19 protein-coding genes and 1 pseudogene are annotated in these 21,552 nt (G+C 61.0%); 6 read left to right on the forward strand and 14 right to left on the reverse strand.

Annotated features, from left to right (window positions below; translation table 11 throughout):
• Window positions 1-105: 105 nt before the first annotated feature.
• On the reverse strand, window positions 106-2,325 hold the full coding sequence (locus tag CD58_RS01030; protein ID WP_025211244.1) for a heavy metal translocating P-type ATPase: 2,220 nt from the start codon (window positions 2,323-2,325) through the stop codon (window positions 106-108).
• Between the two features lie 86 nt (window positions 2,326-2,411).
• On the opposite strand from CD58_RS01030, the gene cadR reads away from it, so the two are divergent.
• Window positions 2,412-2,858, forward strand: coding sequence for a Cd(II)/Pb(II)-responsive transcriptional regulator (gene cadR, locus CD58_RS01035; RefSeq protein ID WP_025211245.1), 447 nt, complete (start codon window positions 2,412-2,414; stop codon window positions 2,856-2,858).
• 146 nt (window positions 2,859-3,004) lie between these two features.
• On the opposite strand, the gene CD58_RS01040 is transcribed toward cadR, so the two are convergent.
• The 3 genes and pseudogenes from CD58_RS01040 to CD58_RS01050 all read right to left on the reverse strand — a co-directional run bounded on the left by CD58_RS01040 (window position 3,005) and on the right by CD58_RS01050 (window position 5,686).
• A complete protein-coding gene (locus tag CD58_RS01040; RefSeq protein WP_025211246.1) occupies window positions 3,005-3,976 on the reverse strand; it encodes a thymidylate synthase in 972 nt (323 codons plus the stop codon).
• Between the two features lie 50 nt (window positions 3,977-4,026).
• Complete coding sequence (lgt, locus tag CD58_RS01045) at window positions 4,027-4,836, reverse strand: prolipoprotein diacylglyceryl transferase (RefSeq protein WP_025211247.1); 810 nt, start codon at window positions 4,834-4,836, stop codon at window positions 4,027-4,029.
• A gap of 68 nt (window positions 4,837-4,904) precedes the next feature.
• A pseudogene (locus tag CD58_RS01050) lies at window positions 4,905-5,686 on the reverse strand (sulfite exporter TauE/SafE family protein).
• Between the two features lie 333 nt (window positions 5,687-6,019).
• On the opposite strand from CD58_RS01050, the gene CD58_RS01055 reads away from it, so the two are divergent.
• The gene (locus CD58_RS01055) at window positions 6,020-6,766 is read left to right on the forward strand and encodes an NRDE family protein (RefSeq protein WP_025211248.1); all 747 of its coding nucleotides are present in this window, start codon (window positions 6,020-6,022) and stop codon (window positions 6,764-6,766) included.
• Window positions 6,767-6,921: 155 nt separating this feature from the next.
• Here CD58_RS01055 and ptsP read toward each other — a convergent pair whose 3' ends face one another.
• Window positions 6,922-9,201, reverse strand: coding sequence for a phosphoenolpyruvate--protein phosphotransferase (gene ptsP / locus CD58_RS01060; protein WP_025211249.1), 2,280 nt, complete (start codon window positions 9,199-9,201; stop codon window positions 6,922-6,924).
• Window positions 9,202-9,223: 22 nt separating this feature from the next.
• The gene (locus CD58_RS01065) at window positions 9,224-9,703 is read right to left on the reverse strand and encodes an RNA pyrophosphohydrolase (protein WP_003186867.1); all 480 of its coding nucleotides are present in this window, start codon (window positions 9,701-9,703) and stop codon (window positions 9,224-9,226) included.
• 155 nt (window positions 9,704-9,858) lie between these two features.
• Here CD58_RS01065 and CD58_RS01070 point away from each other — a divergent pair, with 155 nt between their 5' ends.
• A complete protein-coding gene (locus CD58_RS01070; protein ID WP_025211250.1) occupies window positions 9,859-10,515 on the forward strand; it encodes an HAD family hydrolase in 657 nt (218 codons plus the stop codon).
• 104 nt (window positions 10,516-10,619) lie between these two features.
• Here CD58_RS01070 and CD58_RS01075 read toward each other — a convergent pair whose 3' ends face one another.
• Both CD58_RS01075 and ilvA read right to left on the reverse strand, forming a co-directional pair.
• Window positions 10,620-11,048, reverse strand: coding sequence for a DUF2269 family protein (locus CD58_RS01075; RefSeq protein WP_025211251.1), 429 nt, complete (start codon window positions 11,046-11,048; stop codon window positions 10,620-10,622).
• A gap of 52 nt (window positions 11,049-11,100) precedes the next feature.
• Window positions 11,101-12,615 (reverse strand): threonine ammonia-lyase, biosynthetic, encoded by a 1,515-nt coding sequence (ilvA, locus tag CD58_RS01080; protein WP_025211252.1) that lies wholly within the window; start codon window positions 12,613-12,615, stop codon window positions 11,101-11,103.
• 252 nt (window positions 12,616-12,867) lie between these two features.
• On the opposite strand from ilvA, the gene rpiA reads away from it, so the two are divergent.
• Window positions 12,868-13,542 (forward strand): ribose-5-phosphate isomerase RpiA, encoded by a 675-nt coding sequence (gene rpiA / locus CD58_RS01085; RefSeq protein ID WP_025211253.1) that lies wholly within the window; start codon window positions 12,868-12,870, stop codon window positions 13,540-13,542.
• A gap of 137 nt (window positions 13,543-13,679) precedes the next feature.
• Here the strand turns inward: rpiA and CD58_RS01090 are convergent, their stop codons facing one another.
• From CD58_RS01090 to CD58_RS01105, 4 genes are all read right to left on the reverse strand, one after another.
• Window positions 13,680-14,594: an SdiA-regulated domain-containing protein gene (locus tag CD58_RS01090; protein ID WP_025211254.1), complete on the reverse strand. Its 915-nt coding sequence runs from the start codon at window positions 14,592-14,594 to the stop codon at window positions 13,680-13,682.
• Between the two features lie 119 nt (window positions 14,595-14,713).
• Entirely contained in the window at window positions 14,714-15,664 is a 951-nt protein-coding gene (locus CD58_RS01095) for an SdiA-regulated domain-containing protein (protein WP_049866936.1), read from the reverse strand.
• A gap of 206 nt (window positions 15,665-15,870) precedes the next feature.
• The gene (locus tag CD58_RS01100) at window positions 15,871-16,536 is read right to left on the reverse strand and encodes a fumarylacetoacetate hydrolase family protein (protein ID WP_025211256.1); all 666 of its coding nucleotides are present in this window, start codon (window positions 16,534-16,536) and stop codon (window positions 15,871-15,873) included.
• Between the two features lie 43 nt (window positions 16,537-16,579).
• Window positions 16,580-17,974, reverse strand: a complete 1,395-nt coding sequence (locus CD58_RS01105) for an FAD-binding oxidoreductase (protein WP_025211257.1) — start codon at window positions 17,972-17,974, stop codon at window positions 16,580-16,582.
• A 206-nt stretch (window positions 17,975-18,180) separates the two neighbouring features.
• On the opposite strand from CD58_RS01105, the gene serA reads away from it, so the two are divergent.
• Window positions 18,181-19,410, forward strand: coding sequence for a phosphoglycerate dehydrogenase (gene serA / locus CD58_RS01110; protein ID WP_025211258.1), 1,230 nt, complete (start codon window positions 18,181-18,183; stop codon window positions 19,408-19,410).
• Window positions 19,411-19,619: 209 nt separating this feature from the next.
• On the opposite strand, the gene CD58_RS01115 is transcribed toward serA, so the two are convergent.
• A complete protein-coding gene (locus CD58_RS01115; protein WP_025211259.1) occupies window positions 19,620-20,045 on the reverse strand; it encodes a DUF4399 domain-containing protein in 426 nt (141 codons plus the stop codon).
• 133 nt (window positions 20,046-20,178) lie between these two features.
• On the opposite strand from CD58_RS01115, the gene CD58_RS01120 reads away from it, so the two are divergent.
• Complete coding sequence (locus tag CD58_RS01120) at window positions 20,179-20,745, forward strand: transporter substrate-binding domain-containing protein (protein ID WP_025211260.1); 567 nt, start codon at window positions 20,179-20,181, stop codon at window positions 20,743-20,745.
• A gap of 174 nt (window positions 20,746-20,919) precedes the next feature.
• Here CD58_RS01120 and CD58_RS01125 read toward each other — a convergent pair whose 3' ends face one another.
• Window positions 20,920-21,546: a class I SAM-dependent methyltransferase gene (locus tag CD58_RS01125; RefSeq protein WP_025211261.1), complete on the reverse strand. Its 627-nt coding sequence runs from the start codon at window positions 21,544-21,546 to the stop codon at window positions 20,920-20,922.
• Between the last annotated feature and the right edge of the window lie 6 nt (window positions 21,547-21,552).

Genomic DNA, 21,552 nt, shown 5'->3' on the forward strand with positions numbered 1-21,552 from the left:
TCGCTCCCACAGGGATCCTCAGTGAGCACATACTCTGCGAGCAACGGAGAACCACTGTGGGAGCGAGCTCGCTCGCGATGAGGCCCGCCCAGTCGCCCTGGCCTTTTACTTGCGCAACAACCGCAACCCATTGAACACCACCAACAAACTCACCCCCATGTCGGCAAACACCGCCATCCACATGGTCGCGAACCCGGCAAAGGTCACCCCCAGAAAGATCACCTTGATCACCAGCGCCAAGGCGATGTTCTGTTTCAGGACGGTCGAGGTCTGCCGCGAAAGGCGGATAAATGCCGGAATCTTGCGCAGATCATCGTCCATCAAGGCGACATCGGCGGTTTCAATGGCCGTATCGGTCCCGGCCGCCGCCATGGCGAAGCCGATTTCCGAGCGAGCCAGGGCCGGGGCATCGTTGATGCCGTCGCCCACCATGCCGACGCGGTGCCCCTGGGCGTACAGCGCTTCGATGGCTTGCAGCTTGTCTTCCGGCAGCAGGTCGCCCCGGGCCTGATCCATGCCCACTTGGGCGGCAATGGCTTCGGCGGTGTGGGCGTTGTCTCCGGTCAGCATCAGGGTCTTGATCCCCAGCTCATGCAGTTGCCGGATGGCTTCGCGGCTGGAGTCTTTCACGGTATCGGCCACGGCAAACAGCGCCAGGGGACCTGTACCGTCGAGCAGCAGCACCACGGACTTGCCTTGTTTTTCCAGGGCAAAAAGTTTTGCTTCCAGCTCGGCAGAGCACAGGCCCAGGTCTTCCACCAGGCGGTGATTGCCCAAGTGATAGGTCTGGCCGTTGATATCGCCGCGTACCCCGCGTCCCGGGAGCGCTGCAAAGTTATCCACAACCTGCGCCGCCTGTTGTTTATCCACAGCGGCATTGGCGATCGCGCGGGACACCGGGTGATCAGAGCGGGCAGCGAGGCTGGCGGCCAGGCTTGGAGCGGTCGATTCCATGGTCGGATCCAGCGCCACGTAGTCGGTTTGCACTGGCTTGCCGTGGGTGATCGTCCCGGTTTTGTCCAAGGCCAGGTAGTCGAGCTTGTAGCCGCCCTCCAGGTAGACACCGCCCTTCACCAGGATGCCTTTGCGCGCCGCTGCGGCCAGGCCGCTGACGATGGTCACCGGAGTGGAGATCACCAACGCGCAAGGGCAGGCCACCACCAACAGCACCAGCGCCCGGTAGATCCAGTCGAACCACGCCGCACCCATGAACAGCGGCGGAAGGACGGCCACTGCCAGGGCCAGGACGAACACCGCCGGGGTGTAGATTTTCGAGAACTGATCGACGAAGCGCTGGGTCGGTGCACGGGCGCCCTGGGCTTGCTCCACGGCGTGGATGATCCGCGCCAGGGTGGAATGGTCGGCGGCCGCGGTCACGGTATATTCCAATTCGCCGGCCTGGTTGATGGTGCCGGCAAACACCTTGTCGCCCACGGTTTTTTCCACCGGCAGGCTCTCGCCGGTGATCGGTGCCTGATCGATAGTCGAACGGCCGGCGACCACGTCACCGTCCAGGCCAACGCGCTCGCCAGGACGCACCCGCACCCGCGCACCGAGGGCAATGGCCTTGACCGGCTGTTCCTGCCAAGTACCATCGGCCTGTTGCACGGTGGCCTGTTCCGGGGCCATTTGCATCAGGCCGCTGATGGCGTTGCGCGCCCGGTCCAGGGACTTGGCTTCGATCAACTCGGCCACAGTGAACAGGAACATCACCATCGCCGCTTCCGGCCACTGCCCGATCAGCACGGCGCCGGTCACGGCGATGCTCATCAGGGCGTTGATGTTCAGGTTGCGGTTTTTCAGGGCGATCCAGCCCTTCTTGTATGTAGCAAGGCCGCCGCTGAGGATCGACACCAGTGCCACCAGCGCGACCACCCAGTTTGGCGCGGCGTTGGTAAAGTGGATCACTTCGGCGCCCAGGGCGGTGACCCCGGACAGCGCCAACGGCCACCAGGGCTTGGCCGGGCCGGGTGCGGTGTGGGTGGGTTTGTCTTGGCCCGGCGTCAACGGCTCGGCCTGCATGCCCAGGGATTGAATCGCGTCGATGATCGGCGCATCACTGGGCAGATCATGGGTCACGCCGAGCACGCGGTTGATCAGGTTGAATTCCAACTGCTGCACGCCCTTGAGCTTGCCGAGTTTGTTCTGGATCAGCGTCTGCTCGGTGGGGCAGTCCATGGCCTCGATGCGAAAACTGCTCAATCGCCCGCCGTCCGTCGGGACTTTGCCGAGGTTGACCACCGACGGTGCAGCTTTCGAGGCGCAGCAGGAATGGCCGTGGTCATGACCATGGTCGGGTTTGTGGGTGTGAATGGAATCGCTCATCGGGTGACGTCCGTGAAAAGTGCCTGTTGCACAGTAAAGACCCTGTAGCCACTATAGGGTCAAGCACCTATTTGGGAGGCAACGCGATGAAGATCGGAGAGCTGGCAAAGATCACCGACTGCCAGGTGGAAACCATCCGCTATTACGAGCGTGAAGGCTTGCTGCCGGAACCGGCCCGCAGCGACGGCAATTACCGTGTCTACACCCAGGCCCATGCCGAACGGCTGACGTTCATCCGCAACTGCCGCACCCTGGACATGACCCTGGAGGAAATCCGCAGCCTCCTGGCCCTGCGCGACAGCCCCCAGGACCAGTGTGAGAACGTCAATGCGTTGATCGACGAACATATTCTCCACGTCAGGGCTCGTATCGACGGCCTACTGGCCCTGCAGGCGCAACTGATCGACCTGCGCCATCGTTGTGGCGAAGGGCCGGACCTGGATCAATGCGGGATCTTGCAGCGGTTGGAGGTGAGCGGGGCGGTGGCGCCGGAGGTGGAGCACTCGCATGTGGGGCGCAGTCATGGGCATTGAGTGCCCTGAGCCCTCAGGAAATCCAGTGTGGGAGCGGGCTCGCGAATGCGGTGTGTCAGATTGCATATTTGCTAGTTGACACACCGCATTCGCGAGCAAGCCCGCTCCCACACAAGCCCACTTCCACAGTAGAGAGGTGGTGTGGCTTAGACCGCCATCGGCGCGGTCATCGGCGCGTGGTGCTGGTAGCCTTCGAGGGAGAAATCGCTCGGTTCGACCAACTCCAGCCACTCCGGCTGGTAGACACCGGTCTTGGCAAACTCCGGCACGCGTTCGGAAATCACCAGCTTGGGCATTGGGAATGGCTCGCGCTTGAGCTGTTCCTTGAGCATGTCCAAGTGGTTTTCGTAGACGTGGGCATCGCCGATGAAATAGGTGAACCAGCGCGGCGTGTAACCGGTCAGGCGACCGATCAGGCTCAGCAGCGCGGCGCCTTCGGTGAGGTTGAACGGCGTGCCCAGGCCCAGGTCGTTGGAGCGGATGTAGAGGGTCAGGGAAATTTCCCGGGTCTCGACATTCGGGTGGAACTGGTAAAGCAGATGGCACGGCGGCAGGGCCATTTCATCGAGCTGGGCGCAGTTCCAGCCGTGGAACAGGATACGGCGGCTGCCCGGGTCCTTGATGATGGTGTCGACGCACTGGCGCACCTGGTCGATGGCCTTGTACAGCACCACGTAGGCCTGGCCGTTTTCTTCACCTTCGGCGATTTGCCGGTAACCCTGGGCCAGGGTCTGCTCGATGGCCACCGGGTTGCTCAGGGGAATCTGCTTGTAGGCCGGCCATTTGCGCCATTGCACGCCGTAGATCTCGCCGAGATCGTCTTCGCCCTGGCGGAACGGATTGGCCAGCCACTGGGCGTTTTCGTTGGCGTTCTGATCCCAGACCTTGCAGCCAAGGGCGCGGAATTCGGCGGCGTTGTTGACCCCACGCAGAAAGCCGCACATCTCGCCGATGGCCGATTTGAAGGCCATTTTACGGGTGGTGATGGCCGGGAAGCCGTCCTGCAAGTCATAGCGCAGCATGGCGCCGGGGAAACTGATGGTGTTCACACCGGTGCGGTTGGCTTGCTTGGTGCCGTTCTTGATGACATGAGCCACCAGATCGAGATATTGCTTCATGGGTTACCTGTGTCCTTGAACCCGAGGCCAGTACCTCGGGGTTCGAATTTTTAAACCTTGGCCGCCGCAGCCGGCGCACGGTGATAAGCCAGCCAGATCAGCGCCAGTCCACCGACGATCATCGGCAGGCACAACACCTGGCCCATGGTCAGCCAGTTCCACGCCAGATAACCGAGCTGGGCGTCCGGTACGCGGACGAATTCGACGATAAAGCGGAAGATGCCATAAAAAAGGGCAAACATGCCCGACACCGCCATGGTTGGCCGCGGCTTGCGCGAGAACAGCCAGAGAATCAGGAATAGTGCCACGCCTTCGAGGGCGAACTGATAAAGCTGCGACGGGTGGCGCGGTAATTGCGCCGGGTCGCTGAATGGCGGGAAGATCATCGCCCACGGCACGTCGGTCGGCTTGCCCCACAACTCGGCGTTGATGAAGTTGCCGATGCGCCCGGCGCCCAGGCCGATCGGCACCATTGGCGCGACGAAGTCCATCAGTTCGAAAAACGACTTGTTGTTGCGCTTGCCGAACCACAACGCCGCAAGCATCACGCCGATGAACCCGCCGTGGAATGACATGCCGCCCTTCCAGACCTCGAAGATCAGCGTCGGGTTGGCCAGGTAGGCGCTCAGGTCATAGAACAGCACATAGCCCAGGCGCCCGCCGACGATCACGCCCATGGACAACCAGAACACCAGGTCGGAGAGCTTTTCCTTGTTCCAGGTCGGGTCGAAGCGGTTGAGCCGGCGCGACGCCAGCAGCCAGGCGCCGCCGATGCCGATCAGGTACATCAGGCCGTACCAGTGGATTTTCAGCGGGCCGATGGCCAGGGCCACCGGATCGATCTGCGGGTAAGGCAGCATTGATATTCCTCGTAAACGTCAAAAATGCCCGGGCGACGCTGCCACCTCGGGATTAAGCCAGGATTGCGTCAGAACAGGAAACTCAGGCCGACGCAGAACAGCAAAGCGGCGAACAGCCGTTTGAGCAAGCGTGGCGACAGGCGATGGGCCAGCCGCGCACCGAAACGGGCAAAAACCATGCTGGTCAGGGCGATGCCCAGCAACGCCGGCAAATACACAAAACCGAGACTATGGGCCGGTAGCAGTGGATCGTGCCAGCCCAAAATCATGAAACTTAAGGCGCTGGCCAGGGCGATGGGCAAACCGCAGGCCGACGAGGTTGCCACCGCTTGCTGCATTGGCACGCTGCGCCAGGTCAGGAACGGCACGGTCAGTGAACCACCGCCGATACCGAAAATCGCCGAGGCCCAGCCGATCACGATGCCGGCCAGGGACAACCCGACCTTACCCGGTACCGTGCGGCTGGCCTTGGGCTTGAAATCCAGGGCCAGTTGCACGGAGACGATCATGGCGAACACACCGATGATCTTTTGCAGGTGCGGGCCGGAAATCGCTTCGGCGGTGAGCGCGCCAAACCCGGCACCGATCAGGATCCCGACGGTCATCCAAGCGAAGATCGGCCAACGCACCGCGCCTTTGCGCTGATGCTCGCGCACGGCATTGACCGACGTGAAGATGATCGACGCCAGGGACGTGCCGACGGCCAGGTGCGTCAACACCTGTGGGTCGAAACCCTGGAGGGTGAAGCTGAACACCAGCACCGGGACGATGATCATCCCGCCCCCACGCCGAACAGCCCGGCCAGCACGCCGGCACAGGCGCCGAGCAGCAGATAGAGCACGAATTCCACCAGCGTCTCCCGCCCATCCCCGAAATAAGAGCGGCATGGTAACGGATCCTGGGTGCCGGGCTCCACTGAAGGTGATGGATGTGGGGGCGATGTCTGGGTAGAGTGGGCTGAGAACCCTGGAGATATTGGGTGACGAACTGCTGTTGTGGCGAGGGAGCTTGCTCCCGCTGGAGGGCGAAGCCCTCCCAATAAAATCACGCTGACTTGTCTGAAAAAACGGCCTCTGGATTTTGGGGCTACTTCGTAGCCCAGCGGGAGCAAGCTCCCTCGCCACAAAGGCTATGTTTGGCTCTACTCTTTCAATGGATTGGCATTGTTAACAGGACAAACCTGATGTGCCTGATCATATTTGCCTGGCGGCCTGGGCATGCCCAGCCGCTGATCGTGGCGGCCAACCGCGACGAGTTCTACGCGCGCCCGACCTTGCCCCTGGCCCAGTGGCCTGACGCGCCGCACGTCCACGCCGGTCGCGATCTGGAAGCCGGCGGCACCTGGCTCGGCGTGGGTGCCGACGGTCGCTTTGCGGCCCTGACGAACATCCGCGACCCGGGCCAGCTCCCGGCGTTCAAGTCGCGAGGCGAGTTGGTGGCGCGTTTTCTGAGCGGTAACCTGCCCATTGCCGAATACCTGAGCGAAGTGGTCCCTCGGGCTGGCGAGTTTGGCGGGTTCAATCTGCTGCTCGGCGATGGCGCCGAGCTGTGGCATTTCAACGCCCGTGATACCCAGCCACAGCGGCTGGCCGAAGGGATCTATGGTTTGTCGAACGCCGGGCTGAACACGCCATGGCCCAAGGTGCTCAAGGCCCGGGCGGCGCTGGGCGAAGTGCTGGGCGATCCGCAGCCCCAGGCCTTGTTGGCCCTGCTGAACGACCCGCAACCCGCCCCGGTGGCAGAACTGCCGGATACCGGCGTGGGTCTGGCGACCGAGATGTTGTTATCTAGTGTGTTCATTGCCAGCCCCGCTTATGGGACGCGGGCGAGTACGGCGCTGATTGTCCATGCCGATGGGACGCGGCATATGGTCGAGCGCAGTTTCGGGCCCCATGGGGGGCATTTGGGGGAGGTGGAGCTGCGAGTTTGAGGGATTAGCGAGGACCTGTGGCGAGGGAGCTTGCTCTCGCTCGGCTGCGAAGCAGTCGCAAACCTGCTGACGCAATTCTATGCAAGATTGCAATCAGGAGTGCTTCGCACTCCAGCGGGAGCAAGCTCCCTCGCCACAAATGCTCGCTGGACGGTCTAGAGCGTCTTGTTCGAAGCCGGATTGATCATCCGCGCCAAGCCAAGGTTCTTCAGCGCCAGTTGCAAGGAGCTGTGGATCACCTGCGGGTTGTCGATAGTCATCACTTCCGCCAGCAATTCCTGGGCCTTGCTGAGGTTGATCTGGCGCAGCATCCACTTCACTTTCGGCAGGTTGGTGGCGTTCATCGACAGGCTGTCAAAGCCCATCGCCATCAGCAGTACCGCGGCCGCCGGGTCACCGGCCATTTCGCCGCAGATGCTCACCGGCTTGCCTTCGGCATGGGCGTCACGCACCACGTTCTGCAAGGCTTGCAGCACGGCCGGGTGCAGGTAGTCGTACAAATCGGCCACCCGTGGGTTGTTGCGGTCCACGGCCAACAGGTACTGAGTCAAGTCGTTGGAGCCCACTGACAGGAAGTCCACCTGCCGCGCCAGCTCCTTGGTCTGGTACACCGCTGCCGGAATCTCGATCATCACACCAACTGGCGGCATCGGCACGTCGGTGCCTTCGTCGCGTACTTCGCCCCAGGCCCGGTGGATCAGGTGCAAGGCTTCTTCCAGCTCATGGGTGCCGGAGATCATCGGCAACAGGATGCGCAGGTTGTTCAGGCCTTCGCTGGCCTTGAGCATGGCGCGGGCCTGGACCAGGAAGATTTCCGGATGGTCGAGGGTCACGCGAATCCCGCGCCAGCCGAGGAACGGGTTGTCTTCCTTGATCGGGAAGTAGGACAGGGATTTGTCGCCGCCGATGTCCAGGCTGCGCATGGTCACCGGTTGCGGGTGGAACGCGGCCAATTGTTCGCGGTAGATCGCCAGCTGTTCCTTTTCGCTGGGGAAGCGCTGGTTGATCATGAACGGCACTTCGGTGCGGTACAGGCCGACACCCTCGGCGCCACGCTTCTGCGCCCGGGCCACGTCGGCCAGCAGGCCGGTGTTGACCCACAGCGGCATGCGGTGGCCGTCGAGCGTCACGCAAGGCAAGTCCCGCAGCGCATCCAGGCCCAGGGACAGTTGCTTTTCTTCCTCCACCACGTCGGCAAACTGCTTGCGCAGCACGTCGCTGGGGTTGGTGTAGACCTCGCCGTGGTAGCCGTCGACGATCATCTGGATGCCGTCGACCTTGGAGTACGGCAGGTCCACCAGGCCCATCACCGTCGGGATACCCATGGCCCGGGCCAGGATCGCCACGTGGGAGTTGCCCGAACCCAGTACCGAGACCAGCCCCGCCAGTTTGCCTTCGGGCACTTCGCCGAGCATGGCCGGCGTCAATTCTTCACTGACCAGGATGGTGTTGTCCGGGTAGACCAGCGTCTGCTGGCGCTCCTGCTGCAAGTAAGCCAGCAAGCGCCGGCCAAGGTCCTTGACGTCGGAGGCGCGCTCGCGCAGGTAGGCGTCGTCCATCAGTTCGAAACGGTTGACGTGGTCGGTCACCACCTGGCGCAGCGCGCCCTGGGCCCATTGGCCGGTCTTGATGACCGTGGTCACTTCGCTGCCCAGGGAGGCGTCGTCGAGCATCATCAGGTAGACGTCGAACAGCGCGCGCTCTTCGGGGCGCAGCTGCGTCGCCAGTTTGGCCGACAGGGCCCGCATGTCGGCCCGCACGCCTTCGATGGCGGTCTTGAACAGCCCCAGCTCGGCGTTGATGTCGGCAATGGTCTTGTCCGGTACCACGTCGAGGTCGGCGGGTGGCAACATGACCACCGCCGTCCCCACCGCCGCGCCCGGAGAACCTGGCACGCCGACGAACTTGGCTTCCTGGATGCCCTTGCCCTGGCGGCCCAGGCCACTGATCGAACCGGTGGCCTCGGCGTGGGCGATAACGCCGGCCAGTTGCGCGCTCATCGTCACGAGGAAGGCTTCTTCACCCTCGTCGAACTGGCGGCGCTCTTTTTGCTGGATGACCAACACGCCGACGACGCGGCGGTGGTGGATGATCGGCGCCCCGAGGAACGAGGCGTAGCGTTCCTCGCCCGTTTCGGCGAAGTAGCGGTAGCGCGGGTGATCCGCAGCGTTTTCGAGGTTCAGGGGTTCTTCGCGCGTGCCGACCAGGCCAACCAGACCTTCATTGGGTGCCATGCTGACCTTGCCGATCGAGCGCTTGTTCAAGCCCTCGGTGGCCATCAGCACGAAACGGTTGCTCTCGGGGTCCAGCAGGTAGACCGAGCAGACCTGGCTGCCCATGGCCTCTTTGACGCGCAATACAATAATCCCCAACGCCGCCTTGAGATCCTTGGCGGAGTTAACTTCCTGGACGATCTTGCGCAGCGTATTGAGCATGGCTCGGGGTCGAACTCCGTCGTCAGTCGCGCGTCAGCAGGCGCGGGGCAAGCTCTTTGAGAGCGCGTCGATACACTTCGCGCTTGAATGTCACCACCTGGCCCAACGGATACCAATAACTGACCCAGCGCCAGCCATCGAACTCCGGTTTACCGGTCAAATCCATCCGCACCCGCTGCTCGTTGGAGATCAGGCGCAGGAGAAACCATTTCTGCTTCTGGCCGATGCACAGCGGTTGGCTGTGCGTGCGGACCAGGCGTTGCGGCAAACGATAGCGCAACCAGCCTCGGGTGCAGGCGAGTATTTCGACATCTTCTCGCTCAAGCCCCACTTCTTCATTCAACTCGCGGTACAAGGCCTCTTCCGGCGTCTCCTGGGGATTGATCCCGCCCTGGGGAAACTGCCAGGCGTCTTGATTGATACGGCGAGCCCATAGCACCTGCCCTGCATCATTCGTAAGAATGATCCCCACATTGGGGCGGAAACCATCGGGGTCGATCACGGCAACAACCTCGCAAACGCATGTCGCCGCATTGTTCCACAAAGGTTGTGAAAGCAGCAATGAACTAACTACACACGCCACCTACCTTATGTGCACTCTTGTGAAAAGTCCGTATTCTGGACGCCTTTCTTCAGAATTTTCAGCGAGTAACTGCAATGCGGCTGGCTTTATTCGACTTGGACAACACGTTGCTGGGTGGCGACAGTGACCACGCGTGGGGCGATTACCTGTGTGAGCGCGGTTTCCTCGACGCCGTTACGTACAAGGCGCGCAATGACGGGTTCTACCAGGATTACCTGGCCGGCAAGCTCGACAACGCCGAGTACCTGAACTTTTGCCTGGAAATCCTCGGCCGTACCGAAATGGACGTGCTGGCACAGTGGCATCTTGATTACATGCGCGACTGTATCGAGCCGATTGTGTTGCCCCAGGCCATCGACCTGCTGGAAAAACACCGTGACGCCGGTGACAAACTGGTGATCATCACCGCCACCAACCGCTTCGTCACCGGGCCGATTGCCGAGCGCCTGGGCGTCGAGACCCTGATCGCCACCGAATGCGAAATGATCGACGGTCGCTACAGCGGGCGCAGCACTGATGTCCCGTGTTTTCGCGAGGGCAAGGTGACCCGGCTGAACCGTTGGCTGGAAGAGACCGGGCATTCGTTGGAGGGCAGCTACTTTTACAGCGATTCGATGAATGATCTGGCGCTGCTGGAGGTGGTGACGCATCCGGTGGCGGTGGATCCGGATCCGAACCTCAGGGCCGAGGCCCAGAAGCGGGGTTGGCCGGTGATTTCGCTGCGCGGCTGAAATTGTCATCGCGAGCAAGCTCGCTCCCACAGGGGATGTGCGTCGATCACATAATCCCTGTGGGAGCGAGCTTGCTCGCGATGGGGCCGGCGTGGTCCAACGCCTTAAACCGGCTTGGCCCCCATCAACCCCGCAATGGCGATAAAGCAGACAACGCTGAACAGCGCCAGAGCCAAGGTGAATTTGCCACTGCCCGCCGCCGGCACTTTGCGCAGTTTGTTCAACCGCACCACCAGCCAGAACCCTGCCAACGCCGCCACGGTGTAGAGCACGCTGGAAGCCAGCAACCAGGTCTGCCCCAATGGCCAGCCGACCTGATGCACCATCCACCATCCGCTGAACGGCAGGCTCGCCAACGCAAGGCCCATCACCAGCCAGACAAACAGCCGAGGGCGTTGCAGCATGCGCGCGGCCGCCGTGGCATCGCCATTGCGGCGCGTCCGCCAGACCCAGATGGCCAGCCCCAGGGCGCCCACCAATAGCAATACAGTGGCTACAACGTGAGCGATCTTCAGCGCGGTCAACGTTTCCATCGTTCGATTTCCTTAAGTCTTGCTCAATAGCCTAGCCCCGATCCTGGTTTTATTAACCCAGGAACAGCTGGTACGCCGGGTTATCGCTTTCATCCCAGTACGGGTAGCCGATTGCTTCCAGGGCGGCCGGCACCAGGTGGCGTTCATCGTGAGGCACTTGTAGCCCTGCGACCACACGGCCATCCGCCGCGCCATGGTTGCGGTAATGGAACATCGAGATATTCCAGCGTCCGCCCAGCTTATTGAGGAAATTGAACAGCGCCCCCGGGCGTTCCGGGAATTCGAAGCGCAGCACCACTTCGTCGATGACGTGGGCCGCGTGCCCGCCCACCATGTGGCGGATGTGCAGCTTGGCCAATTCGTTATCGGTCAGGTCCAGCACCGGAAAGCCTTGCTCGGTCAGGCTGGCGATCAGCGCGCTGCGCGGGTCGTTTTCCGGGTGCGTCTGCACGCCCACGAAGATGTGCGCCTCGCTGCCGGTGTTGTAGCGATAGTTGAATTCGGTGATCTGGCGCTTGCCGACCGCTTCGCAGAACGCCTTGAAGCTGCCCGGCTTCTCGGGAATGGTCACCGCGATGATCGCTTCGCGGCCCTCGCCCAGTTCGGCGCGCTCGGCCACGTGACGCAAGCGGTCGAAGTTGACGTTGGCGCCGGAGTCGATGGCCACCAGGGTCTGGCCGCTGATGCCGCGCGATTCGACGTACTTCTTGATCCCGGCCACGCCCAAGGCGCCGGCAGGTTCGGTGATCGAGCGGGTATCGTCGTAGATGTCCTTGATGGCAGCGCAGATCTCGTCGGTACTGACGGTGATCACTTCGTCCACATGATGCTTGCAGATATCAAAGGTGTGCTGGCCGATCTGCGCGACGGCGACGCCGTCGGCAAACAGCCCCACGGTCGGCAGCACCACGCGCTCACCGGCGGCCATGGCGGCTTGCAGGCAGTTGGAGTCGTCCGGCTCGACGCCGATGATCTTGATGTCCGGCCGCAGGTATTTCACGTAGGCCGCGATACCGGCGATCAGCCCGCCGCCGCCCACCGGGACGAAAATCGCATCGAGGGGGGCCGGGTGCTGGCGCAGGATCTCCATTGCCACCGTGCCCTGCCCGGCAATGGTGTGGGGATCGTCATACGGGTGGATGTAGACGTAGCCCTTTTCGTCGACCAGTTTCAGCGAGTAGGCCAGGGCTTCGGGGAACGAATCGCCATGCAGCACCACTTTGCCGCCACGGGAGCGAACGCCTTCGACCTTGATTTCCGGCGTGGTCTTGGGCATCACGATGGTGGCTTTGACGCCCAATACCTTGGCCGCCAGCGCCAGGCCTTGGGCGTGGTTGCCTGCTGACGCCGTGACCACGCCACGGGCGCGTTCTTCGTCGCTGAGCTGGGTCAGCTTGTTGTAGGCCCCGCGAATCTTGAACGAGAACACCGGCTGCAAGTCTTCGCGCTTGAGCAAGATGGTGTTGCCCAGCCGCTCGGAAAGCTGGCGAGCGGTCTGCAGCGGGGTTTCTACGGCAACGTCGTAAACGCGCGAGGTGAGGATCTTTTTGACGTACTGTTCAAGCATCGGAAAGCATCACTGAGCGGGTTGGGCAGGGCCAAGGAGTCTAACCCGGCTTTCGGCTGGGCGACCACACGAATTAAGGGGTTTGAAGGCACCGACCCTCCTGTGGCGAGGGAGCTTGCTCCCGTTGGGTCGCGCAGCGGCCCCAGAAAAGCGATGAGCGCTTCGCACTCAAGCGGGAGCAAGCTCCCTCGCCACGGTTTCTACGCCTATAATGCCGGCCTTTCGTTCCCTCTCGGCACCTTCGGAGCCCGCATGACCCAGGATCAACTCAAACAGGCCGTGGCCCAGGCCGCTGTCGACCTCATCCTCCCGAAACTGGATGACAAGAGCGTCGTCGGGGTCGGCACCGGCTCTACGGCCAACTGCTTCATCGACGCGCTGGCACAACACAAAGGCGCGTTCGACGGCGCGGTCGCCAGTTCCGAAGCCACCGCTGCGCGGCTCAAGGGCCACGGGATCCCGGTGTATGAGCTCAACACTGTGAGCGACCTGGAGTTCTACGTCGATGGTGCCGACGAAAGCGATGCGCACCTGAACCTGATCAAAGGCGGCGGCGCAGCCCTGACGCGCGAGAAAATTGTCGCAGCCGTGGCCAAGACCTTCATCTGCATCGCCGATGCCAGCAAATTGGTGCCGGTGCTCGGCGCGTTCCCGCTGCCGGTGGAAGTCATCCCGATGGCCCGCAGCCACGTCGCCCGCCAATTGGTGAAACTGGGCGGCGACCCGGTGTACCGCGAAGGGGTGTTGACCGATAACGGCAATATCATCCTGGATGTGTACAACCTGCAGATCACTAACCCGGTGGAGCTGGAAAGCCAGATCAACGCTATCGTTGGCGTGGTCACCAATGGTCTGTTCGCGGCGCGTCCGGCGGATGTGCTGTTACTGGGGACCCTTGAAGGGGTGAAGACGCTGCGGGCTGAATAAGCTGGCGAAATAGTTCTTTTGAGTGAAGCAGTCCCTGTGGGAGCGAGCTTGCTCGCGATAGCGGTCTATCCGACATATTAATGTTGGCTGACACACCGCCATCGCGAGCAATCTCCCACATTAGGTTTTGTGGTGCATCAAGGCTGCGGCTTCTGGAACACATAAAACAGATTCGGCTCGCTCACCAAATACAGGTTGCCATCGTCATCCATGGCGAGGCCTTCGGCCTGGGGCACGGTTTTCTGCAAGCCTTGGCGACCCTTGTTCAGCGACAGCGTGCTCAACGGCCGGCCGTCGATATCCAGCTCGATAATCAACCGCGACTCATCGGACAGCGCCAGCAAATGGCCGCTGCGTTCGTCGTATTGCAGGCTCGAGAGGTCGCGCACGAACAGCCCGGCATCGCGCTTGGGGTTGTTGATCACATGAACCGCGTAGGATTTTTCTGGATTGTGATGGGGAAACCCGTGCACTTCATAAATCAACATCGGGTCGCGCTCCTTGGCCACGAACAGGCGTTTACCCACCGAATCGTAGGCCAGCCCTTCGAAGCCTTTGTTCCTGCTCATGTGCACGCCGAGGCTCATTTGCTCGGCGTCGGCGGCGTCAAGGAATTGGGTATCGTCTTCCAGATGGATCTTGATCAGCCGCTGCTGGCGCTCGTCGGAGACGACGTAGGTGTTTTCACTGATGAACTCCACCGCTTCCGGATCACCAAAACCGACCAAGGCGATACGCCGCAGGATCTTGCCATCCAGTGACAACTCGATGAGCTCGGAATTCTGGTTGGTGACGGTGAATAGGCTTTTGCGTACCGGATCGAACGTCAGCGCCGAAACGTCATCGTCCAGACCCTCGATCGCCTGCGCCTCCATCGTGACCCGGTATTGGTCCAGTGCGATGGACTGTTCGCTGAGGGGGTGCCAGAGGGTATTGAAATTGAACCAGGCGCGCTCGAACAGGCGCAGGTACTGCCCCGCTGCGATCGAGGCAATCAGCACGCTCATCAAGAGCATTAAAATCAAGGGCTTGGGGCGGGCGAGTCGGCGCATCTGGGTGGCTCGGATAAGAACAGGTGGTTGGAAATACCACGGCTGCCTGAACTGAAGCTTAATGGCCGTATGCCACGCCCTACAACGAAGGAAGAGTTTACCTTACAGAGTTAGCGCTATCAGCGTTGTTTCTCGAAACGGTAGAACAGGTTCGGTTCGCTGACCATGTAGAGGTTGCCAGCTTCATCAATGGTGACACCTTCGGCGCGGGGGATCGTGTCCTTCAGGCCGTTGAAACCGCCCAGCAATGTCATGAAGCTAACCTGTTCGCCTTTTTCGTCCAGCTCCAACAGCAGATGAGAATCGGCCGAAAGCACCAGCAAATGCCCGGTGCGCGGGTCCATCGCCAGGGCCGAGAGGTTGCGCAGGTCCAATTCGTTGCTGGTATGGATCTGCTTGTCGCCCTTGAGCAGTCGGCTGCCGTCGCTTTTCCAGGTGAACAGCGCCGGCGGACGTTCCTCTCCGAGTATCAGTTGCTGGTTGCGTGGATCCCAGACGATCGCTTCGAAGCCTTTGTTCTGGTTCTTTGAAGGGCCGAGGTCGTAGTGCGGGAAGTCGGCATTGTTCAGTTCGTGGGTATTGGCATCAACGTGGACGATCGTCAGCGTGTGATTTCGCTCATCGGTAATGGCCAGCAGGCCGTTCTCCATATAGGCCACGCCTTCGGGATTGCTCCAGCCTACCAGCGGCATCTTGCGCAGCACGTCGCCTTGCAGGGTCAACTCTGCCAGGAACGGGTTTTTGCCCATGACGGCGAACAGGGTTTTGGTCTGCGGGTTGTAGGTCACATCGGATGCTTCATCCTTCTCCATGCCTGGTAGCGGCTTGGCGTCGATCACGGCGTGGTAGGCCGGCAACCAGGTGCTTTCCTGGCGCTGGGCTGGGCTCTGGAGGTGTTCCGATAGCCAAAGCAGGCCCCGGTCATCCCAATGCATGGCAAACGCCAAGCCATAGGCGGCAGCCAGCGCCAGCAGCGACCAGACATACCAGGGCAGGGCGAAGCGAGAGCGGACGGGTTTGGCGGGGGCAGTGCTTGGGTCTTGGCCATCGGGGAATGCGTTCCAGAGAATTCGGGCAAAGGGAATGACTGGCTCAGATGCCGCATTCCCCGGGATTATCCGGATGGCATGTGAAAAAAACGGTAAATGGTAGCGACCCCATGTGGGAGCGGGCTTGCTCGCGAAGGGGCCGTCAGATTCAACAATTATGCTGACTGTTATACCGCCTTCGCGAGCAAGCCCGCTCCCACATGATCTCTTGCGGTCATAAAACCGAGTTAACGAACGCTGCTTTCGAAGCGGCTCGCCCCCGGCAATTCCAGCACCAGTTCATCACCCACATTCAGCGGCCCGACCCCCGCCGGCGTGCCGGTGAGGATCACATCGCCGGCCTGCAGCGAGAAGCAGCCGGCCATGTACTGGATCATCGGCACGATGGGGTTGAGCATCAGGCTGCTGTTGCCGTCCTGGCGCACTTCACCGTTGATGGTCAGGCGAACGGGGATGTCCGCCAGGTCGGCGAAGGTGGCGTTCGACACGAACGGTGCGATCACCGCCGCGCCATCGAAGGACTTGGCGACTTCCCAGGGCAGCCCCTTGGCCTTGAGCTCGGCTTGCTTGTCCCGCAGGGTCAGGTCCAGGGCCGGGGCGAAGCCGGAGATGGCGTCCAGCACTTCTTCGACACTGGGGCGGGTCGACAGCGGCTTGCCGATCAGCACGGCGATTTCTGCTTCGTAGTGCACCGAACCGCGGTCGACAGGAATGCTGAAACCGCCTTCCAACGGCACCACGCAACTGCCCGGCTTGATGAACAGCAGGGGTTCGGTCGGCACCGGGTTATCCAGTTCCTTGGCATGTTCGGCGTAGTTACGGCCAATACACACCACTTTTCCCACCGGGAAATGAATACGGGTACCGTCGACATACTGGTGCTGATAGCTCATTACCGACTCCTGCTTCTTGGATTCATCAGGTGTTTTTTAGACGTCAAACCGCGAATATCTTGCCCGGGTTCATGATGCCGTTCGGGTCGAATACCGCCTTCACGGCTTTCATGTAGTCGATTTCCACCGGCGAACGGCTGTAGGTCAGGTAATCGCGCTTGGTCATGCCCACGCCGTGTTCGGCAGAAATCGAGCCGTTGTACTTCTCAACGGTTTCAAACACCCATTTGTTCACGGTCGCGCACTTGGCAAAGAACTCATCCTTGCTCAGGTTTTCCGGCTTGAGGATGTTCAAGTGCAGGTTGCCGTCGCCGATGTGGCCGAACCAGACAATTTCGAAGTCCGGGTAGTGTTCGCCGACGATCGTGTCGATATCCCGCAAGAACCCTGGAACCTTTGAGACGGTCACCGAGATGTCGTTCTTGTAGGGCGTCCAGTGTGAAATGGTTTCCGAGATGTACTCGCGCAATTTCCACAGGTTTTGCAGTTGGGTTTCGCTCTGGCTCATCACGCCGTCGAGCACCCAGCCCTGTTCCACGCAATGTTCGAAGGTTTCCAGGGCGTGGTTGGCGACTTCTTCGGTGGTGGCTTCAAATTCCAGCAGGGCGTAGAACGGGCACTCGGTTTCGAACGGTGCCGGCACGTCGCCACGGCCCAGGACCTTGGCCAGGGCTTTATCGGAAAAGAACTCGAACGCGGTCAGGTCGAGCTTGCCCTGGAAAGCATGCAGCACTGGCATGATCGAATCGAAGTCAGTCGTACCGAGGACCATCGCCGTGAGGTTTTTCGGGGCGCGATCCAGGCGCATGGTGGCCTCGACCACGAAACCGAGGGTGCCTTCGGCGCCGATGAACAGCTGTCGCAGGTCGTAGCCGGTGGCGTTTTTGATCAGGTCTTTGTTCAGTTCCAGTAGGTCACCCTTGCCGGTGACGACTTTCATGCCCGCGACCCAGTTGCGAGTCATGCCGTAGCGAATGACCTTGATCCCGCCGGCATTGGTGCCGATGTTGCCGCCAATCTGGCTGGAACCGGCCGAGGCAAAATCCACCGGGTAGTACAGGCCGTGTTCTTCAGCCTTGTTCTGCAACTGCTCGGTGACCACGCCTGGCTGGCAGACGGCGGTGCGGTCGGTGAGGTTCACGTCGAGAATCTGGTTCATGTAGTCGAACGACACGACCACTTCGCCGTTGGCCGCCACGGCTGCCGCGGAAAGCCCGGTACGTCCGCCCGACGGCACCAGCGCGACCTTGTGCTCGTTGGCCCAGCGCACGATGGCCTGGACCTGCTCGGTGGTCTTGGGGAAGACGATAGCCGTAGGTGCGGGAGCGAAATGCTTGGTCCAATCCTTGCCGTAAGCGTCCAGGGAGGCGGCATCGGTCAGGACCTTGCCAGGCTCAACCAGGGTCTTCAGCTCATCTATCAGGGCAGGATTGGTCATCGACAGAACTCTCGAACAATTCATGGTCATCCTGAGAACGCTTCACGTCGCAGGAATGAGTGTTTAGCGGGGTGCGTATGCTAGCATACCGACCCCGCAGCGTAGTGCCCAATGGCTGTTCTGCGGCGACGGCTGTCACGCCGGTCGGGCCAGCCTATGCTGTCCGATTCCCTGCCATTTTTTCTCCGGGACACAGGTTTACGCAGATGAGCAAGACTTCTCTCGATAAGAGCAAGATCAAGTTCCTTCTTCTCGAAGGCGTCCACCAATCGGCTGTCGACGTCCTCAAGTCGGCGGGCTACACCAGCATCGAGTACATCACCAGTTCTCTGCCGGAAGCCCAGCTCAAGGAAAAGATCGCCGATGCTCACTTCATCGGCATTCGCTCCCGTACGCAATTGACCGAAGAGATCTTCGATCACGCCAAGAAATTGGTCGCGGTCGGTTGCTTCTGCATCGGCACCAACCAGGTCGACCTCAACGCGGCGCGCGAGCGCGGTATCGCGGTGTTCAACGCGCCGTACTCCAACACCCGTTCCGTTGCCGAGCTGGTGCTGGCCGAAGCGATCCTGCTGCTGCGCGGCATCCCTGAGAAAAACGCTTCCTGCCACCGTGGCGGCTGGATCAAGAGCGCGGCCAACTCCTTCGAAATCCGCGGCAAGAAGCTGGGTATTGTCGGCTACGGCTCGATCGGCACGCAGTTGTCGGTCCTGGCCGAAGGCCTGGGGATGCAGGTGTTCTTCTACGACACCGTGACCAAGCTGCCGCTGGGCAACGCCACCCAGGTCAATGACCTGCACGAGCTGCTGGGCATGTCCGACATCGTGACCCTGCACGTACCGGAAACCGCTGCCACCCAGTGGATGATCGGTGAGAAGGAAATCCGCGCCATCAAGAAGGGCGGGATCCTGATCAACGCCGCTCGCGGCACCGTGGTCAAGCTCGACGCCCTGGCCGAAGCGATCAAGGACAAGCACCTGATCGGCGCGGCCATCGACGTGTTCCCGGTGGAGCCACGCTCCAACGACGATATCTTCGAAAGCCCGTTGCGTGGCCTGGACAATGTGATCCTGACCCCGCACATCGGCGGCTCCACCGCTGAAGCCCAGGCCAACATCGGCCTGGAAGTGGCGGAAAAACTGGTCAAGTACAGCGACAACGGTACGTCGGTATCGTCCGTGAACTTCCCGGAAGTGGCCTTGCCGGCCCACCCTGGCAAGCATCGCCTGTTGCACATCCACGAGAACATCCCGGGTGTGATGAGCGAGATCAACAAGGTCTTCGCCGAAAACGGCATCAACATTTCCGGTCAGTTCCTGCAGACCAACGAGAAAGTCGGCTACGTCGTGATCGACGTCGACGCCGAATACTCGGATCTGGCGCAAGAGAAGCTGCAACACATCAACGGCACCATTCGTTGCCGGGTGCTGTTCTGATACTGCAGTGCTAGCTGAGGTTTGGCTTGTACAAAAAACGGGAGCCTGGTGAGGGCTCCCGTTTTTTTCTGCCTGGTCCAACACTTGACCTTGTGGGAGCGAGCTTGCTCGCGATAGCGGTGTGTCAGTAAATAAATATGCTAACTGGACCGACGCCATCGCGAGCAAGCTCGCTCCCACAGGGTTGTGTTGTGTCAGCCAGTGCTGCGTTATTTCACGGTGACGGTGATCTTCTCGGACACGATCGGCGGATCGAACGGCATATGGCCGGTGTCGCCCAGTTCCAGCTGCAAGGTATGTTTGCCCGGCGCCAGTTTGATGGTGGTCTCGGTTTGCGCCTTGCCGAAATGCATATGGTTGGCGTCATTGGGAATGGGTGCGTCTTTGGCAGGAAGCTTGTCGACATCGATCAGCAGATGATGATGCCCGGTATTTTTGGTTACATCACCTGCCGGAGCCAGGGCGATGTTCTTGACGCCGAACTTGACCTTGAATTCCTGAGCAACGGTGGCGCCGTCTGCCGGGGAAACGATGAATACCTCTGCGCCTTTGGGAGCGGGGGTTGCGGCTGTCGCCAGCAACGAAGTACTCAGCAACAGGCCGGCCAACGCGGCACGAGACATAAAGCTTTTCATTTTTTTCTCCAGTTTTTCCATGAAATACGCCTGGCCATCACAACTTCATGACCAATCGTTGTCGAAGCCTGCAACAACCATAGCAAAGCGAACCTGAAACGAGCGTCGCTTGTATAAATACAAAGGAGTGACCATGCGTTTTCTGCCTGGCCTGATCTGCCTGCTACCCCTCTTGAGCCCTCTGGCTCATGCCGAACTGATCGACGACATCAATGACCGTGGCGAACTGCGCATTGCCCTCGAGGCCAATACCGCTCCTTTCAATTTCAAGGAAGACGGCAAGCTCGCCGGCTTCGAAGTGGAACTGGGCCAAATGCTGGCCGGTGAACTCGATGTACAGGCCGATTTTGTGGTCACCGATGCTGGGGATCTGCTAAGCGGTGTCGAAAGCGGCAAGTACGATGTCGCCATCAACCACATAGCAATGACCCCGGAACTGGCGGAACGTTTCGACACCAGCGCCGTTTACAGCCAACCGGATGCACAATTGCTGGCGAGTAAGGATGAGACGCCACGTCCGCTGGTCATGGCGCAGTCTTTCCAACCGGAAGAAAAGAGCGAGCCGGCGCCGAACCTGGTGATTCCGTTCCAGAAGGGTAACCCGGCGTTCAAGGCCAGCCTGGATAACGCCCTGGCGCGGATCAAGGAGGATGGAAGACTGGAGCGGTTGTCGCAGAAGTGGTTGGGGAAGCAGGACTGACAGCGATTAAAGATCGGACTCAAGCGCTGTTTTTTGTGGCGAGGGGATTTATCCCCGCTGGGCTGCGAAGCAGCCCCAAACAGCCGTTGCCCGGTGTGTCTGAATGATTGCATCGCTTGCATGGGGGGCGCTGCGCACCCCAGCGGGGATAAATCCCCTCGCCACAGGGGGATTTCAAGGTCTACGCCAGACACTCGCCAACCAAGGCTGTTGCTCCCGCGGCAGCCCCGCCGGCCGGTAGTAATGCTCCAGCTCCACAAAACCTGCGTCGCCGAGTAGCGCTCGCCAGGCCGCGAGGTCGTGATAGGCGCCGAAGCGCTGGCCGTTCCAGCCTTCCTGGTTTTCGCCCCGAGGGTTGGAGCTGAACAGCACGCCCCCGGGCTTGAGCGTGGCGTGTAGTTGTTTCAGCACCCGGGGCAGCTCCTGGACCGGAATATGAAACAGTACGGCGTTGGCGAAGATCCCGTCGAAACGTTCGGCCGGCAGGTCGAGTTTCAAAAAGTCCTGTTGCCACACTTCGCACCCACTTTCCTGGCGCGCCATCCGGGCAAACTCCGCTGAGCCGTCGAGGCCGACCGCGATATGGCCCATGGCGGTGAACGTTCGCAGGTCTCGTCCGGGGCCGCAGCCGAAGTCCAGGATGTGCAAGGGGGCCTTGGCCTGAATATGCCGCAGTAACGCGTCGATGTTCTGGCTGACGTCGTGATCGCGGGTGCCTTCGCGAAAGCTATCGGCGACCGCGTTGTAATGGCCCAGGGTCGTGGCGGTGATGGTCTGCAGGTCGTCGGGGGTGTGTTTCATGGTTCG

The organism is Pseudomonas brassicacearum, assembly GCF_000585995.1.
Taxonomy (GTDB): domain Bacteria; phylum Pseudomonadota; class Gammaproteobacteria; order Pseudomonadales; family Pseudomonadaceae; genus Aquipseudomonas; species Aquipseudomonas brassicacearum_A.

Bases quoted from the DNA above. Each gene is read 5' to 3' on its own strand.
- CD58_RS01040 (WP_025211246.1), bottom strand. From the start codon at position 3,976: ATGAAGCAATATCTCGATCTGGTGGCTCATGTCATCAAGAACGGCACC.
- CD58_RS01105 (WP_025211257.1), bottom strand. From the start codon at position 17,974: ATGACCAATCCTGCCCTGATAGATGAGCTGAAGACCCTGGTTGAGCCT.
- CD58_RS01120 (WP_025211260.1), top strand. From the start codon at position 20,179: ATGCGTTTTCTGCCTGGCCTGATCTGCCTGCTACCCCTCTTGAGCCCT.
- lgt (WP_025211247.1), bottom strand. From the start codon at position 4,836: ATGCTGCCTTACCCGCAGATCGATCCGGTGGCCCTGGCCATCGGCCCG.
- CD58_RS01090 (WP_025211254.1), bottom strand. From the start codon at position 14,594: ATGCGCCGACTCGCCCGCCCCAAGCCCTTGATTTTAATGCTCTTGATG.
- CD58_RS01115 (WP_025211259.1), bottom strand. From the start codon at position 20,045: ATGAAAAGCTTTATGTCTCGTGCCGCGTTGGCCGGCCTGTTGCTGAGT.
- ptsP (WP_025211249.1), bottom strand. From the start codon at position 9,201: ATGCTCAATACGCTGCGCAAGATCGTCCAGGAAGTTAACTCCGCCAAG.
- CD58_RS01100 (WP_025211256.1), bottom strand. From the start codon at position 16,536: ATGAGCTATCAGCACCAGTATGTCGACGGTACCCGTATTCATTTCCCG.
- CD58_RS01125 (WP_025211261.1), bottom strand. From the start codon at position 21,546: ATGAAACACACCCCCGACGACCTGCAGACCATCACCGCCACGACCCTG.
- CD58_RS01055 (WP_025211248.1), top strand. From the start codon at position 6,020: ATGTGCCTGATCATATTTGCCTGGCGGCCTGGGCATGCCCAGCCGCTG.
- CD58_RS01070 (WP_025211250.1), top strand. From the start codon at position 9,859: ATGCGGCTGGCTTTATTCGACTTGGACAACACGTTGCTGGGTGGCGAC.
- rpiA (WP_025211253.1), top strand. From the start codon at position 12,868: ATGACCCAGGATCAACTCAAACAGGCCGTGGCCCAGGCCGCTGTCGAC.
- CD58_RS01075 (WP_025211251.1), bottom strand. From the start codon at position 11,048: ATGGAAACGTTGACCGCGCTGAAGATCGCTCACGTTGTAGCCACTGTA.
- ilvA (WP_025211252.1), bottom strand. From the start codon at position 12,615: ATGCTTGAACAGTACGTCAAAAAGATCCTCACCTCGCGCGTTTACGAC.
- serA (WP_025211258.1), top strand. From the start codon at position 18,181: ATGAGCAAGACTTCTCTCGATAAGAGCAAGATCAAGTTCCTTCTTCTC.
- cadR (WP_025211245.1), top strand. From the start codon at position 2,412: ATGAAGATCGGAGAGCTGGCAAAGATCACCGACTGCCAGGTGGAAACC.
- CD58_RS01030 (WP_025211244.1), bottom strand. From the start codon at position 2,325: ATGAGCGATTCCATTCACACCCACAAACCCGACCATGGTCATGACCAC.